Below are 15,971 nucleotides of genomic sequence, written 5' to 3'. Positions count from 1 at the left end.
GATTTGTGTAAAAAACATTTACACATGCGCTATGAATAAAGTAAATCCTAAAAATACGCCTCCTGTTGCTCCTAAAAAGGTTTTTATCAAAACCTATGGATGTCAAATGAACGTTTATGATAGCCAACGGATGACTGATAGCCTCAGTTCGCAAGGCTATGTGACAACACAAATTCCCAATGATGCCGATCTTATTCTTGTTAATACCTGTCATATTCGTGAAAAAGCAGCAGAAAAACTTTATTCTGATCTTGGTCGTTTGCGCGTTATGCGTCAAGAGCGCACACCTGATAAACCCCTGATGGTTGGTGTAACAGGTTGTGTTGCACAAGCTGAGGGAAGTGAAATCTTGCGCCGTGCTCCAACAGTGGATCTTGTTATTGGTCCGCAAATGTATCATCGCTTGCCAGAATTGTTAGAAAAAGCCAAACAAGGGAAAAAAATTATCGAAACAGACTATGCTGTTGAAGATAAATTTGCTCATTTGCCGCCCCATAATAAACATGCAGTAAGAAAACGAGGTGTTAGCGCATTTTTAACAGTACAGGAAGGTTGCGATAAATTTTGCACTTTTTGTGTTGTTCCTTACACACGCGGTGCTGAAATATCACGGTCTGTCGAGCAAATTACCGAGGAAGCCCTTCAACTCATCGAAGCGGGTGTCAAAGAAATTACGCTGCTTGGACAAAATGTCAATGGTTGGCATGGACAAAGTGCTGATGGCAAAACTTGGCGTCTTGGCGATCTTCTTTATCATCTCGCAAAACTCAATGGTTTAAAGCGTTTGCGTTACACAACCAGCCACCCACGTGATATGGATGATAGCCTTATTGCCGCGCATCGAGATCTTGATATGTTAATGCCTTACCTCCATCTTCCTGTTCAATCAGGTTCAGATCGCATCTTAAAAGCCATGAACCGACAACACAAAAGCTCTCATTATCTTCATCTTATCGAAAAAATTCGAACCGCACGGCCAGATATCGCCTTTTCAGGCGATTTTATTGTAGGGTTTCCAGGAGAAACAGATGAAGACTTTGAAGAAACCATTAAACTTATTCAACAAGTACAGTACAGTTCAGCTTATTCTTTTAAATATTCCCCCCGTCCTGGAACAGTGGGAGCCACAATGAAAAATCATGTTGATGAATCTGTAAAAGATGCCCGACTTCAACATTTACAAGCCCTTCTCCTTGAGCAACAAAATGCGTTTTTGCGTTCTAAAATTGATCAAAAAACGAACGTTCTCATCGAAAAACCTGGACGTCACTCAGGGCAAATGGTAGGGCGTTCCCCTTGGCTTTTACCTGTTGTTGTCAATACAGAAGCCTCTACAGGTAGCGTGATAGAAATTCATATTAAAAATGCAAGCTCAAACAGTTTTGTTGGTGAAGTGACAAATAGATAAACATGCCTCTAATACCTCGTTCAAAAATAAATATTTTGGAAAACTCTTTTATTTTAAAAGCAAATGATTACATCTAAAGCGTGCACTTTTTGTAAAAATTGTCTTTTATAAAGTTTACTTAACAAAATGTGCAATGTTTATGTAGATATGGAGAATAGGCTGAAAGCTTCAACCGAAAAAATAAAGCGTATTAAAGAAAAAGTAAATATGTCCCTTGAAAAGGCTGATACCTTGAAACAAACAAGCGCTTCAGATGTGAGCCAAGTTGTTTTGATTTTCGAAAATAATAAATATGCAAAAGCAGTTTTTGGTAAATTTGACGAAAATCTCGCTTATATCGAAAAAAAACTCGAACTTAGTATTCATCCGCGTGGTAATGAAGTCTTAATCCGTGGAAATATTTCTGTTATAAAACGTGCGCAATATGCATTGCAGCAGCTTTATGAACGTGCCAAAACACATCAAGAGCTCACTTTATCAGATATAAAAGGAGCGATTGCTATGGCAAATATACCAAAGAAGCAGAAAGAAGACACAATAACACACAAATCTGCAACGAAACGTATAGCAGCTCGGTTGAGTACCCATAAAAAAATAATTCATGCAAGAACTCCAACACAAGACGCTTACATAAGTGCTATGGAGCATACTGAACTTGTGTTTGGTGTAGGACCAGCAGGAACAGGAAAAACGTATCTTGCTGTTGCTCATGCTGCAATGCTTCTAGAACGTGGTATCATTGAGCGAATTATTCTCTCACGTCCGGCTGTTGAAGCTGGAGAACATCTTGGTTTTCTTCCCGGTGATCTCAAAGAAAAAGTCGACCCATATTTACGACCACTTTATGATGCTCTTTATGATATGATGCCCGCTGAAAAAATAGAACGCATTTTAGCCTCTGGTGTCATAGAAATTGCTCCTCTCGCCTTTATGCGCGGACGAACACTTGCCCATGCTGCTGTTATTCTTGATGAGGCACAAAATACTACCCCCATGCAAATGAAGATGTTCCTCACACGTCTTGGAGAAGGAACGCGTATGATTGTTACCGGTGACGTAAGCCAAATTGATTTGCCTACAGGGCAAAAATCAGGTCTCATTGAAGCAATTCGCATTCTTTCAAATGTAGAAAATATTGCAATTGTGCATTTTGATGAAAAAGATGTTGTACGCCACCCACTTGTTGCTGCTATCGTTCGTGCTTATGATCGTGATTCCGAAATACAAAATAAAAAAAAATCATTCGCATGCGATGCATTAAAAAATGAATTTGATTCATCATGATTATTATTGATATAATGATTAAAAGCGCAGGGTGGAATGATGAGAAAATGCTTTATAATATCACTGAAAAAGCATTAATGGCAACTATGCATCATGTTTCATTGGAAAATGTTGTAAGCGAGATTAGCCTGCTTTTTACGGATGATGAACATATGGCACAAATCAATGCACAATGGCGCAACAAAAACAAATCTACTAATGTATTATCCTTTCCTGCTTTTCCACTTAAAGCTGGAAATCGACCTGGTCCCATACTCGGTGATATTATTATTGCCCGAGAAACTGTTGTTTTCGAAGCAGAGAAAGAAGGAAAAACATTTCAAGACCATTTAATACATATGATTGTTCATGGTATCTTGCATCTGCTTGGTTATGACCATGAAACTGATGATGAAGCATATAAAATGGAAAAGCTCGAAAGAGAAATTCTTCAAAAGCTTTCCATAAAAGATCCTTACGCATAATTGTCTATCAATGATAAAATTTAACTTTTAAAATCAATATTACCAGCATACCATTTAAAGCCTCTTATTTATCTATTATAAAAAAGAAAGTCTAGAAGATTTCAAAACCATGGCAAACAAAATAAATGCACAAAATAATAATCAAGCATCTTCTAATAATGAAAAAGACCCCTCTCAGCAGACGAATCATACAGAAAAATATTCCCTGATGAATCATTTGTTTTCATTCTTACGGGGTCGAAATTGTGCATCTACGTCACTGCGCGATGATCTTACCGTTGCACTCACGACTAACAATGAAAAAGATGCCGCCCTCTTCTCACCTGAAGAACGTACTATGCTGCATAACATTTTACGCTTACGTGAAGCACGCGTGGATGATGTTATGATACCTCGTTCTGAAATCGAAGCATTAGAAATAAACACCTCTCTTGGAGAAACCCTTAAATGTTTTGCAAAAATTGGTCATTCTCGTATCCCCGTTTATGCTGAAACTTTAGATGATCCGCGCGGCATGATCCATATCCGCGATATTCTTAACTACATCACTCGCTTTATTATCAACCCAACAAAAACCGAACAAAAATCCGATTTGCTTCAATTAAACCATACAGACTTGCATACTCCAATCGGTGAATTGGATTTGATCCGAACAGTTCTCTTTGTTCCCAGTTCTATGCTTGCAAGCAAATTATTAACACGGATGCAAACTACACGAACTCAAATGGCTTTAGTTATTGATGAACATGGAGGAACAGATGGTCTCGTTTCAATGGAAGATATTGTTGAGTTAGTCGTTGGGGATATCGAAGATGAACATGATAATGTCGACAATGCTATCGTACGTGAACCAAATAATAAATGGCTCGTTGATGCAAGAACTGAACTAGAAGATGTGGAGAAAGCTCTTGGTCCTGATTTTATCGTAGGGGAATATGGTGATGAAGTTGATACTATTGGTGGTTTGATCGTCTCAATTCTTGATCGCATTCCTGCTAAAGGTGAAATTGTCGAAGCTGTACCTGGCTATAGATTTCGTATTTTAGAAGCTGATAAACGCCGGATTAAACGATTGCGCATTTTTCGCATTCCCAAAAATGAGAATCTTGAGAACAATGCCATCCCTAAAGAATAGTCCAGTATTTTTAAACAATTTCATCGTTTTTTTGTTCTCTGTTACAGGCTGGAAGCGCCAAGCATGGATATTTCTGTGTGGTGCTCTTACTTCTTTTGCACTTCCACCCTTTTATTTAACGCCTCTTTGCTTTTTAACTTTCCCTCTCTTTATTGTTTTACTTGACTCAATACGGGCCACCAAAAACAATAAAAAACATTTTTTTACTTACGCTTTAAGCTGTGGAACCTTTGGTTTTAGTTATTTTATTTGCGGCCTTTGGTGGCTATGCAATGCTTTGTTAACAGATCCAGATTCTTTTGGTTGGGCAGTCCCATTAGCCATTTTATTCCCTCCACTCTACCTTTCTCTTTATTGGTTTTTTTCTGGTTTTATTGTCGGTTTATTATGGACAAAAGGAATAGCACGCTTTTTTGTTTTAGCCTTTGCATTAGGATTATCCGAGTGGTTGCGTGCGTTTTTATTCACAGGATTTCCATGGAATTCTCTTGGCTATACAGCCATGCCAACCCCAATGTTCATGCAATCTGATGCAATCGTAGGACTTTACGGAATGAATATTCTTGCTGTCTTAGCCTACAGTTTGCCAACTGTTTTATTAACGGATGAAAAAAAGAAAGTGGCACTTTCTCTTTGCTTATCACTTATATTCATTCACTGTGGTTTTGGGTTTTATCGTCTTCATACTATAGAAAACACAACTGAAGATCAAAAAAGTGCTTATTGGGTGCGCATTGTTCAACCGTCCATCCAACAAAATATAAAATTGCGTGATAATACACGAGAATCTATGTTGGAAGCACATATGAAGCTAAGTGCAACGCCAACAACCGATCAAAATTCAGAACCCGATTTTATCGTATGGCCTGAAGCTTCCGTTCCTTACCTTCTCTATGATAATTCATCTATCACAATGCGCATTGCCTCTCTTTTAAAACCTAAACAATGGGCTATTGTTGGAGCAATACGCGCCAGCAATGATCTACCTCATTCCCAAACACAATATTTTAATACAATTGCAGTCATTAATGCTCAAGGTAATATTTTAAATACTTCCGATAAACTTCATTTGGTTCCTTTTGGTGAGTATCTTCCTTATCAGAATTTATTGAAAAAAATTGGATTGCGTACCCTTGCTGATAATATTGGTGGATATAGTGCTGCAAGTGTGCGCAAAATTGTTACAATGCCAAACGGATTTTCTTATCTACCCTTAATTTGTTATGAAGCAATATTTCCCCATGAAATGACTTTTAAAGGCTCCCCACCTCAAGCAATTATTAATATTACAAATGATGCATGGTTTGGTGTAACACCTGGACCCTATCAACATCTTCAACAAGCACAGCTTCGTGCCGTTGAACTGGGAATCCCCCTCATACGGGCCGCCAATAATGGCATATCAGCTGTTATTGATTCTTATGGACGAATCGTTGTAGCTCTTCGACAAAATGCTGTGGGCATTATTGATTCACAAGTTCCATCATCCATTACCCCTATAGGAAGCAATGAATACAGAACTTTCTCTACTTTTATCTTATTCATCCTTATGCTATTGTGTCGTATTGGTTTTGGTTTTACAAAACAGCTTAAATGATTCAAGTGCCCTTTGTACGGTATTGTGTTGTGTGTACCAGTGATATTGGGAAAAAATATTACATATTGTTTTAATTATATGATAAATCAACTGCGCATAAATATGATGTTGGTTTAGAAGAAAAATGCTGGAAATAAAGAGTTGCATTATGACCGAAACTAGAAAAAAACCTGACCCTATAGATATCTATGTTGGAACTCGTATCCGTTTACGTCGTAATATTTTAGGACTCACTCAAGAGAAACTAGGTGAAAAATTAGGAATTACTTTTCAGCAAATCCAAAAATATGAAAAAGGAACAAACCGTATTGGTGCCAGCCGTCTTCAAGCGATAGCGGAAATTATGGATGTTCCTGTTTCTTACTTTTTTGATAAAGGTATTACCTCCCAACAAGTAGAGGGTTTTGCTGAAAGTGAACACAATTTTATAGACTTTTGTTCTAGCAGCGAAGGGATTCAGCTCATGCGCGCTTTTACAAATATATCTGATGCTAAAGTGCGTCGAAAAATTATTGACTTGGCAAAAGCACTTTCTGAGGAAGATTTGACAAATAAGTTATAAATTAAAATTATATTTTTTCTCTTTTATTCATATACATTTGCATTGACTATTTGCTGTAGAATTAGCAAATGGTGACGACTTTAGTAAGCAATTGATTAAATCGTTGGTTTTCTTTTTTGAAGGAGTTCCTATGCCGCATCAAGATTATCTTTTTACGAGCGAATCGGTATCGGAAGGACATCCTGATAAAATTTGTGATCGTATTTCCGATGAAATCGTTGATATGATCTATAAAGAAGCTGAAAAGACTGGTACTGATCCATGGTTAGTACGCGTTGCCTGTGAAACTCTCGTCAGTGTCAACCGTGTTGTTATCGCTGGTGAAGTACGTGTTCCCGATACGCTATTAAAAAAAGATAAAAATAAAGAATTCATCTATGATGAAACTAGCTTTCCACTCATTAATCCTACACGTTTTCGTACAGCAGCGCGCCGTGCTATTCGTACCATTGGCTATGAACAAGCAGGCTTCCATTGGAAAACTGTTAAAATTGATGTTCTTTTGCGCCCACAATCAGCTGATATAGCAAGAGGGGTTGATAATGCTACGGATCGGCATGGTGAAGAAGGAGCGGGTGATCAAGGTATCATGTTTGGATATGCTTGCCGTGAAACACCTGATCTCATGCCTGCGCCAATTTATTATGCGCATAAAATTCTCAAACTTCTTGCCGCAGCTCGTCATAAAGGAGAGGGAGAAACTGGAAAATTAGGACCAGATGCTAAAAGCCAAATAACCATACGTTATAAAAATGGAAAACCGATAGAGGTCACATCCATTGTTCTTTCAACGCAGCACCTTGATGAAAGCTGGGATTCCAATAAAGTACGTACAGTGGTTGAACCTTACATTCGCCAAGCTTTACATGACATTCCCATTGCAGCTCAATGTAGTTGGTATATTAACCCAACAGGAAAATTTGTCATTGGAGGCCCTCAAAGCGATGCCGGATTAACGGGACGCAAAATTATTGTGGATACTTACGGAGGTGCAGCACCCCATGGAGGCGGTGCTTTTTCAGGAAAAGATACAACAAAAGTTGATCGTTCTGCTGCCTATGCGGCACGCTATCTGGCTAAGAATATTGTTGCTGCTCATTTAGCAGAGAGATGCACCATTCAACTCTCCTATGCAATTGGTATTGCACAACCTTTATCTATTTATCTTAATCTTCATGGAACAGGAAAAGTCGATGAAAAGGTTATTGAAGAAGCCATCCGCAAAATAATGGACCTTTCACCTACCGGCATTCGAAAACATCTTGACCTCAATAAACCTATTTATGCGAAAACAGCTGCCTATGGTCACTTTGGTCGTAAACCAAAACACGATGGTTCGTTTTCATGGGAAAAAACTGATCTCGTGAAAACGCTTCAAACAATGATCCAAATCCCATGATTAAACATAATATACGTAAGAGTGAAGCATTTTTTGGACGCCGACAAGGAAAACAACTTCGAGACAGTCAGCTTACACGTATACAAATGCTTCTCCCCAGTTTGAATATTGATTTAAATGTCCCTCCTCCCTTAAACCTTACATCCTTATTTTCAAGCAAAGTAAGAGAAATTCGACTTGAAATCGGTTTTGGTGGAGGTGAACATTTACTTCATGAAATGGCATATTTTCCAAAAACCGGTTTTATCGGCGTCGAGCCCTTTATCAATGGCATGGCAAAAATATTATCGTCTCTTGAACAGCATCAAAACCATCAAAATCGTCTTCGCCTCTATAATGATGATGCTACACGCCTTCTTGATTGGCTCCCTGATAACTCGCTTGATGGAATAGACCTCTTCTATCCTGATCCTTGGCCGAAAAAGAAACACTGGAAACGACGCTTCATCAATATAAAAAATCTTAACCGTTTTGCTCGTGTTCTTAAAATAGGAAAATTTTTTCGCTTTGCTAGCGATATAGACAGTTATGTAAACTGGACTTTGTACCATTGTGCACAACATGATCACTTTGAATGGAAAGCAGAAAGCCCTCAAGACTGGAAACTCCCTTATCCACTATGGAGTGGAACCCGCTATGAAGCAAAAGCTTTACGCGAAGGACGAACGCCTGCCTATCTTACCTTTATCAAGAAATAAATGATCAAGCGCTTTTCTCATAAACAACTTGAAAAATTTTGAATTTAAGAGTATCAATAGTTAAATTCTTGGTCTTATGATGAAGAGTGGGCCGTTGGACCCGCTCTTTTTTAATATCATAAAACTGATGAAACCAACTTGGATAAAATGTATGAACGAAGCTGAAAAAATAAGCAATCTTGACGAACCGCGCCTGTTTGAAGAAGATGGTATCGAAGCACAGGTTGCTGCTCTTGTCATACCACTACTTAAACCTTTAGGTTTTCGTTTGGTTCGTGTAAAATTTCTTGGTCAAAATGGTTTAACACTTCAAATTATGGTTGAACGTGCCGATGGTTCTATGACCATAGAAGATTGTGAAACTGTTAGTCGAACTGTTTCTCCCCTCCTTGATGTACAAAATGTTATTGAACGCAAATATCATTTAGAAATCTCATCACCTGGAATTGATCGTCCATTGGTAAGAAAATCTGATTTTTTTCATTGGCAAGGGCATCTTGCAAAAATTGAAACCAAAATAACAATTGATGGGCGCCGAAAATTTCGTGGGACACTTACAAATATCACGCAAGATGGATTTATTTTAAACACTGATAAAGCTGCTTATGGAGAAGCCATGTATACCCCTATTTCCTTTTGTGATATCATAAATGCGCATTTAGTGCTTACCGATGAGCTTATTCGCGATGCATTGAAACAAAATAAAGATTTAAGTCAACAATTCATTGCCGAAGAGAACGCTAACGACTCTATACAGACGCTCAATTTCAAAAAATAATATCACTGGGAAATACCCATCGTGTGGCACAAAGAAGGAGAAAATTGATGGCTACAAGCGCTAACAGGCTTGAGATTCTGCAAATTGCAGATGCTGTTGCACGTGAAAAGTCAATCGACCGTGAAATTGTCATTTCTGCGATGGCTGATGCTATTCAAAAAGCAGCACGTTCTCGTTATGGTCAAGAAACCAATATTCGTGCTGAAATCAATTCTAAAACAGGTGAAATTAAATTACAGCGCCTGCTTAAAATCGTTGATGTCGTTGAAGACTATACAACGGAAATTACTTTGTCTGATGCTCTCAAACGTCAAGCAGAAGCAAAAATTGGTGATTTTTTTGCTGATCTTTTACCTCCTATGGATTTTGGACGTATCGCAGCACAATCTGCTAAACAGGTTATTGTACAAAAAGTACGCGATGCAGAGCGCGATCAGCAATATGAAGAATTCAAAAATAAAGTTGGTGAAATTATTTCTGGTACAGTTAAGCGTGTGGAATATGGTAACGTCATCGTTGATCTAGGGCGCGGTGAAGCTATTGTTCGCCGTGATGAATTAATTCCTCGTGAATCATTCCGCTATGGAGATCGCATTCGTGCTTTTGTCAATGATGTACACCGTGAAACGCGTGGTCCGCAAATTTTCCTTTCACGCACACATCCCCAATTTATGGTAAAACTTTTCACTATGGAAGTACCAGAAATTTATGATGGTATTATAGAAATCAAATCTGTTGCTCGTGATCCAGGTTCACGGGCTAAAATCGCCGTTGTTTCACGTGATGGTTCCATTGATCCTGTTGGAGCATGCGTTGGAATGCGAGGAAGTCGTGTACAAGCTGTTGTTGCTGAATTACAAGGCGAAAAAATTGATATTATTCCTTGGTCGCCTGATGCGGCAACATTTGTCGTTAATGCACTGCAACCTGCTGAAGTTTCTAAAATCATCCTTGATGAAGATGCTGAACGGATTGAAGTTATTGTGCCAGATGATCAACTTAGCCTTGCTATTGGACGACGTGGGCAAAATGTTCGCTTGGCTTCGCAACTAACAGGATGGAACATTGATATTTTAACGGAAAAGGAAGAATCTGAAAATCGTCAAAAAGAATTTACTGAACGGAGTAAATTGTTTATGGAAGCCTTAGAGGTTGACGAAATGATCGGACAGGTTATGGCATCAGAGGGTTTTTCTTCTATTGAAGAAATCGCCTATATTGATCTTGAAGAAATCGCTTCTATTGATGGTTTTGACCATGATACCGCCGCTGAAATCCAAAGTCGTGCCCGCGAATATCTTGATCATCAAGAAAAAGAACTTGATGAAAAACGCAAAAAGCTCGGAGTTTCTGACGAATTGCGAACACTTCCTGGAATGACAAGTGCTATGTTGGTTGCTGTAGGTGAGGATGGTGTAAAAACAATAGAAGACTTTGCTGGCTATGCCGTTGATGATTTAGCTGGTTGGAGAGAACGCAAAGAAGGTCAAACACAGAATTTTTCTGGTATTTTAACCCCTTTTGACATTACACGCGCAGATGCAGAAGCTATGGTTTTAGCCGCACGTGTACAAGCAGGCTGGATAGACCAAGCTGATCTTGTTACAGAAAATCCTGTAGAAGATGAAAATTCTACAGAAAATGAAAAAATAGATGATTTGGATGTGGATACACTTTAAATGAATGAACGGACTTGCATTGTGACCCGAAAAAATGCTTCAGCACAAACGCTGATCCGTTTTGTTATTGGACCCAACAACCAAATTGTTCCTGATCTTAAAGCGAATTTACCAGGGCGTGGCGTTTGGATTTCTGCCCATCACGCTGTTATTGAGAAAGCAATCAAACAGAAAGCTTTTCATAGAAACTTTAAAACAGATGTTGAGGTTGCACCAAATCTTGTGCATGTTGTTGATACGCTTTTACTAAAAGCCGCTCTTTCAAGCCTTTCCATGGCACGAAAAGCGGGAGCAATTGTTATGGGAGCAACAAAGGTTGACGCTGCTATCCGCTCTGGTAAAGTTATTCTTGTACTTCATGCTAAAGAAACAACAGAAGATGGGAAACGAAAAATTGCACAGGCCATCCATTCAATACAACAACAAACAAATCGGACTATAAAAACCATATCTTTATTTACAAGTGATGAAATGCGAGTGGCTTTTGGCTCTAATCCTGTAATGCACGCGGCCTTACTGGACACAAAAGCTGCTGAAGGATTTCTCAAAACAACATGTAAATTGATCAGCTATCGTGACGACAAGCATAGTAAGTCTAGTGAGATGACGGCCCAAGCCGTGAAGGAAGTACAATGAGTGAAAATAACAACGACAAAACAACCGTCAAGAAGACACTAACTCTCAAGAGGTCTGTCTTGGAAACGAGTACGGTTAAACAAAATTTTAGTCATGGCCGTACGAAGGCTGTCGTTGTCGAAACCAAACGGCGTAAAATTACGCGACCTGATGAAAAAGCTGAAACCCTACAGCCCATTACAAAGCCGCATGTGGCCCCCCAGCGTTCTAAACCGCGTTTTGAGGGAAAAAAGCCTCAAGAATCTGTGACCAAAAGCAATCTTTCATCAACTGAAATGGAAGCGAGACTTCGCGCGTTAGAAGAAGCACATATCCAAGAAAAAATAACGCGAGAACAAGCCGAAGAAGAAGCAAGACGCGCTAAAGAGCGTGAAGAAATTTTACAGCAAGAAATTAAAGAAAAAGAAATACATCTCCAACAAGAAGAAGAAATATCGCCAGTACAGACTCCACCTGTTCCCCCTCTCATTGAACAGACAGATATTCCTATTGCCCCTAAACAGACAACCGTGGTTGAAAAACGCAAAATAGATGACAATAAAGAGGAAGAACGGCATAGTCGACGTGCTAATCCTGCTAAATCAGAAATACGTGTACCCAAAGTTGTCAAAGGAGCTGATGAGCGGAGACGCGGAAAGTTAACTCTGAATAGTGCACTGGATGAAGAAGGAAGCGCACGTGGGCGCTCAATGGCTGCAATGCGGCGTAGACAGGAAAAGTTTAAGCGTGCACAAAATCAAGAACCAAGAGAAAAAATTTCTCGCGAAGTTGTTCTTCCTGAAACGATTACTATTCAAGAGCTCGCACAACGTATGACTGAGCGTTCTGTTGATGTGATTAAATTCTTGATGAAACAAGGACAAATGATGAAACCTGGCGATGTTATTGATGCAGATGTTGCCGAACTCATCGCTGTTGAATTTGGCCATACTGTTAAACGTGTTTTAGAATCTGACGTAGAAGAAGGTATCTTTAATATAACAGATAATCCTCAAAACATGCAGCAGCGCGCCCCTGTTGTAACCATTATGGGCCATGTTGACCACGGAAAAACTTCGCTTTTGGATGCTATTCGTAAAGCAAATGTTGTTTCTGGCGAAGCAGGAGGTATTACGCAGCATATTGGTGCCTATCAAGTAGAACAAAATGGTCAAAAAATTACCTTTATTGATACACCAGGTCATGCTGCATTTACCGCTATGCGTGCACGCGGAGCTCGTGTTACTGATATTGCTGTTCTCGTTGTAGCCGCTGATGATAGTGTTATGCCTCAAACGATTGAATCAATCAATCATGCGAAAGCTGCTGGTGTACCTATCATTGTTGCTATCAACAAAATTGATAAACCAGCTGCGAATGCACAAAAAGTGCGTACAGAACTTCTACAACATGAAGTGTTTGTTGAAACTATGGGTGGAGAAACTTTGGACGTTGAAGTTTCTGCTAAAACTGGTCAAAATCTTGATAAACTTCTCGAAGCTATCCTTCTTCAAGCTGAAATGCTTGATCTGAAAGCAGATCCTCAACGAACTGCAGAGGGCGTTATCATTGAAGCCAAATTGGATCGCGGACGTGGGTCTGTTGCAACAGTTCTTGTTCAAAAAGGTACATTACACCCTTCTGATATTATCGTTGCTGGAAATGAATGGGGTCGTGTACGTGCTTTGATTGACGACCATGGCCGCCATGTCAAAGAGGCCGTTCCCTCTACACCAATTGAAATTTTAGGCATGCAAGGAACACCACAAGCCGGAGACCGTTTTGCTGTTGTCACACATGAAGCAAAAGCACGTGAAATTTCTGAATATCGGCAACGATTAGCACGTGATAAAGCTGTTGCGCGGCAAACTGGTTCGCGTGGTTCTCTTGAACAGATGATGACAAAATTGCAAACGACTGGTGTTAAGGAATTTTCTCTTATTATAAAAGGAGATGTGCAAGGATCAATTGAAGCAATCGCTTCAGCATTGGAAAAACTCGGAAATGACGAGGTTCGTGCGCGTATTGTACATTCTGGTGCTGGAGGAATTACCGAAAGTGATATTTCTCTTGCAGAAGCTTCTAACTCTGCTGTAATTGGCTTTAATGTTCGAGCCAATAAGCAGGCACGTGATTTTGCTAAAACACAAGGAATTGAAATTCGTTATTACAACATCATTTATGATCTTGTTGACGATATCAAGGCTGCTATGTCTGGATTACTCTCACCAGAACAGCGTGAAACTTTCCTTGGTAATGCTGAAATTCTAGAAGTCTTTAACATTACAAAAATTGGAAAAGTTGCAGGATGTCGTGTTACAGAAGGTAAAATAGAACGAGGAGCCGGTGTTCGCCTTATCCGCGATAATATCGTTATTCACGAAGGAAAGCTGAAAACACTCAAACGCTTTAAGGATGAAGTCAATGAAGTGCAAAGTGGTCAAGAATGTGGGATAGCCTTTGAAAATTATGAAGACATGCGTGCAGGAGACATCATTGAGACCTTCCGTATCGAACATATTAACCGCACATTATAAAATAATCCAATAACTTTCCTCATTTCACGACAGAGTTAAAGTGATTGGATTTTATAAACAATGTCTCTTTTTTCCTTATCTTGATGATTAAAAAAGAGATCTTGTAGCAGGGATAAAACTTTGATGAAAAATGCAGGGCCATCACAACGGCAACTTAGAGTAGCAGAGCAAGTACGTCATGCAATAGCGCATATATTACAGCGTGATATTTTGCTTGATGATGTCTTGAAAGATATTGTTATTTCTGTCTCTGAAGTACGCATGTCACCAGATTTAAAAATTGCTACTTGCTTTGTATCACCTCTCAGTACTCTTAAAAATGCTTCTCATACCGATGTTGTTGATACCCTCAATAAACATAGTCGTTTTCTCCGTGGAGAAATCAGTCATGCGTTGCGACAAATGAAATATATGCCAGAACTGCGTTTCCGACTTGATAATAGCTTTGATAATTTTTCAAAAATTGATGCCCTCCTTCGCTCGCCTGAGGTTGCACGCGATCTTCACCATAGTGATACAGATGAGGATTAAAGATATGGCGCGGCAACACAAGAAAAAAGGGCGTCCTGTTTCTGGCTGGGTCATATTTGATAAACCAAAAGGAATGAAATCAACAGAAGCTGTCTCACAAATCAAATGGCTCTTCCATGCTCAAAAGGCAGGACATGCGGGTACACTTGATCCTCTTGCTTCTGGTCTCCTTCCCATTGCATTGGGCGAAGCAACCAAAACCGTCCCTTACGTGATGCAAGGCAAAAAAACTTACCGTTTTCATATTGCTTGGGGGCAAGAGCGCTCAACAGATGATTTAGAAGGAGAAATAACGAAAACTTCTCTCATACGTCCAACACAAGAAGAAATACTTGCTCTTCTTCCTCAATATACAGGTGTTATTTTGCAAACACCTCCACAATTTTCAGCAATCAAAATTGCTGGAAATCGTGCCTATGATTTAGCGCGTGAAGGGGAAGTTGTTGACATTCCGCCCCGTGAAGTGGAAATAGAAACTTTCAAGTTATTAGAAATGCCTACCAAAGAGCATTCTATCTTTGAAATAACCTGCGGAAAAGGAACTTATGTGCGCTCTTTAGCACGCGATATGGGACGTGATCTCGGTTGCTATGGGCATATTGCTGATTTAAGACGTATTGCCGTCGCACCTTTTGATGAAGAAGATCTCATTACATGGGAGGAACTAAAAGCGGCCATTCCGCCAAATAAAAACACTACAGATGAGAATAATCGTTCTTTTGAAAAAAACTTCTCAACACTCGATGGGCTCTTAATTGACACAAGCGCCGCATTGGATTGCCTCCCTCACTATATCCTTAATGAAACTCAAGCACAGAGAATTATAAGAGGCCATTCTATCCTCTTGAATCATCACAAAGCACCTCTTGATGAAGAGGAAATTTGTGTCCTCTATAAGGAACAACTTCTTGCTATTGGCACTCTCGACAAAGGTCTATTTAAACCAAAGCGGATTTTCACAATTTAATCGATTCTTTTCCCAACCACCTTTTGCGGAAAGATATTTTTCTCTATCAATTAAGAAAAATATGGTGCTTTTCATTGTCTATATTTACCGTATTCATATCAAAATTTAAGTCAGTGCTATAAGCTAACACCACCACACACTTTTTCCTCTTAATGTCGCAATAATCCTTGCATTTAAAGGATTCATAAAAGGCTTTTTATTTCTTTTTCAATCGTTTTTTACTCATACTTTAGTCCTCGTTTATAATGTACAAGCAAAGATATGGACTGATTTACTCTAAATAGATTTGAAACGAGAAAAGCTTAAGATTTTCAGAA

Annotated in this window: 14 protein-coding genes; all 14 read left to right on the top strand. The window is 39.2% G+C overall.

Translation table 11 applies throughout. The features are described from left to right. Positions 1–31: 31 nt before the first annotated feature. The 14 genes from miaB to truB all read left to right on the top strand — a co-directional run bounded on the left by miaB (position 32) and on the right by truB (position 15,654). Positions 32–1,408, top strand: a complete 1,377-nt coding sequence (gene miaB, locus ACFIL3_RS05645; RefSeq protein WP_375681913.1) for a tRNA (N6-isopentenyl adenosine(37)-C2)-methylthiotransferase MiaB — start codon at positions 32–34, stop codon at positions 1,406–1,408. A gap of 159 nt (positions 1,409–1,567) precedes the next feature. Next, positions 1,568–2,692 (top strand): PhoH family protein, encoded by a 1,125-nt coding sequence (locus ACFIL3_RS05640; RefSeq protein WP_375613339.1) that lies wholly within the window; start codon positions 1,568–1,570, stop codon positions 2,690–2,692. Then, complete coding sequence (ybeY, locus tag ACFIL3_RS05635; RefSeq protein WP_375638365.1) at positions 2,689–3,156, top strand: rRNA maturation RNase YbeY; 468 nt, start codon at positions 2,689–2,691, stop codon at positions 3,154–3,156. The genes ACFIL3_RS05640 and ybeY overlap by 4 nt, the downstream gene beginning before the upstream one ends. Before the next feature lie 109 nt (positions 3,157–3,265). Continuing rightward, complete coding sequence (locus ACFIL3_RS05630; protein ID WP_375611808.1) at positions 3,266–4,291, top strand: hemolysin family protein; 1,026 nt, start codon at positions 3,266–3,268, stop codon at positions 4,289–4,291. Then, on the top strand, positions 4,254–5,888 hold the full coding sequence (gene lnt / locus ACFIL3_RS05625) for an apolipoprotein N-acyltransferase (protein ID WP_375613313.1): 1,635 nt from the start codon (positions 4,254–4,256) through the stop codon (positions 5,886–5,888). Before ACFIL3_RS05630 ends, lnt begins: the two co-directional genes overlap by 38 nt. 148 nt (positions 5,889–6,036) lie before the next feature. Continuing rightward, positions 6,037–6,450 (top strand): helix-turn-helix domain-containing protein, encoded by a 414-nt coding sequence (locus ACFIL3_RS05620; protein ID WP_375611810.1) that lies wholly within the window; start codon positions 6,037–6,039, stop codon positions 6,448–6,450. 130 nt (positions 6,451–6,580) lie between these two features. Continuing rightward, a complete protein-coding gene (gene metK / locus ACFIL3_RS05615) occupies positions 6,581–7,849 on the top strand; it encodes a methionine adenosyltransferase (RefSeq protein ID WP_375613312.1) in 1,269 nt (422 codons plus the stop codon). Beyond that, positions 7,846–8,547, top strand: coding sequence for a tRNA (guanine(46)-N(7))-methyltransferase TrmB (locus ACFIL3_RS05610; RefSeq protein ID WP_375613311.1), 702 nt, complete (start codon positions 7,846–7,848; stop codon positions 8,545–8,547). Before metK ends, ACFIL3_RS05610 begins: the two co-directional genes overlap by 4 nt. Positions 8,548–8,674: 127 nt before the next feature. Then, on the top strand, positions 8,675–9,325 hold the full coding sequence (rimP, locus tag ACFIL3_RS05605) for a ribosome maturation factor RimP (protein ID WP_375681341.1): 651 nt from the start codon (positions 8,675–8,677) through the stop codon (positions 9,323–9,325). Between the two features lie 47 nt (positions 9,326–9,372). Beyond that, entirely contained in the window at positions 9,373–11,004 is a 1,632-nt protein-coding gene (gene nusA, locus ACFIL3_RS05600) for a transcription termination factor NusA (RefSeq protein WP_375681332.1), read from the top strand. Beyond that, on the top strand, positions 11,005–11,640 hold the full coding sequence (locus ACFIL3_RS05595; RefSeq protein WP_375611814.1) for an RNA-binding protein: 636 nt from the start codon (positions 11,005–11,007) through the stop codon (positions 11,638–11,640). Beyond that, positions 11,637–14,156 carry a translation initiation factor IF-2 gene (gene infB, locus ACFIL3_RS05590; protein WP_375611815.1) on the top strand — a complete coding sequence of 840 codons (2,520 nt, stop codon included), beginning with the start codon at positions 11,637–11,639 and terminating at the stop codon, positions 14,154–14,156. Before ACFIL3_RS05595 ends, infB begins: the two co-directional genes overlap by 4 nt. A 123-nt stretch (positions 14,157–14,279) precedes the next feature. Then, positions 14,280–14,687 carry a 30S ribosome-binding factor RbfA gene (gene rbfA / locus ACFIL3_RS05585; RefSeq protein WP_375611816.1) on the top strand — a complete coding sequence of 136 codons (408 nt, stop codon included), beginning with the start codon at positions 14,280–14,282 and terminating at the stop codon, positions 14,685–14,687. Between the two features lie 4 nt (positions 14,688–14,691). Continuing rightward, positions 14,692–15,654, top strand: coding sequence for a tRNA pseudouridine(55) synthase TruB (gene truB / locus ACFIL3_RS05580; RefSeq protein WP_375611817.1), 963 nt, complete (start codon positions 14,692–14,694; stop codon positions 15,652–15,654). Positions 15,655–15,971: the final 317 nt, after the last annotated feature.

The sequence above is a fragment of the Bartonella sp. CE47NXGY genome (genome assembly GCF_042195415.1).
In the GTDB taxonomy this organism is placed as follows: Bacteria; Pseudomonadota; Alphaproteobacteria; order Rhizobiales; family Rhizobiaceae; genus Bartonella.
This window is presented reverse-complemented; position numbering and strand designations above follow the sequence as displayed.

Bases quoted from the DNA above. Each gene is read 5' to 3' on its own strand.
- ybeY (WP_375638365.1), top strand. From the start codon at position 2,689: ATGATTATTATTGATATAATGATTAAAAGCGCAGGGTGGAATGATGAG.
- rimP (WP_375681341.1), top strand. From the start codon at position 8,675: ATGAAACCAACTTGGATAAAATGTATGAACGAAGCTGAAAAAATAAGC.
- ACFIL3_RS05620 (WP_375611810.1), top strand. From the start codon at position 6,037: ATGACCGAAACTAGAAAAAAACCTGACCCTATAGATATCTATGTTGGA.
- lnt (WP_375613313.1), top strand. From the start codon at position 4,254: ATGAGAATCTTGAGAACAATGCCATCCCTAAAGAATAGTCCAGTATTT.
- truB (WP_375611817.1), top strand. From the start codon at position 14,692: ATGGCGCGGCAACACAAGAAAAAAGGGCGTCCTGTTTCTGGCTGGGTC.
- rbfA (WP_375611816.1), top strand. From the start codon at position 14,280: ATGAAAAATGCAGGGCCATCACAACGGCAACTTAGAGTAGCAGAGCAA.
- infB (WP_375611815.1), top strand. From the start codon at position 11,637: ATGAGTGAAAATAACAACGACAAAACAACCGTCAAGAAGACACTAACT.
- ACFIL3_RS05595 (WP_375611814.1), top strand. From the start codon at position 11,005: ATGAATGAACGGACTTGCATTGTGACCCGAAAAAATGCTTCAGCACAA.
- metK (WP_375613312.1), top strand. From the start codon at position 6,581: ATGCCGCATCAAGATTATCTTTTTACGAGCGAATCGGTATCGGAAGGA.
- ACFIL3_RS05610 (WP_375613311.1), top strand. From the start codon at position 7,846: ATGATTAAACATAATATACGTAAGAGTGAAGCATTTTTTGGACGCCGA.
- miaB (WP_375681913.1), top strand. From the start codon at position 32: ATGAATAAAGTAAATCCTAAAAATACGCCTCCTGTTGCTCCTAAAAAG.
- ACFIL3_RS05630 (WP_375611808.1), top strand. From the start codon at position 3,266: ATGGCAAACAAAATAAATGCACAAAATAATAATCAAGCATCTTCTAAT.
- nusA (WP_375681332.1), top strand. From the start codon at position 9,373: ATGGCTACAAGCGCTAACAGGCTTGAGATTCTGCAAATTGCAGATGCT.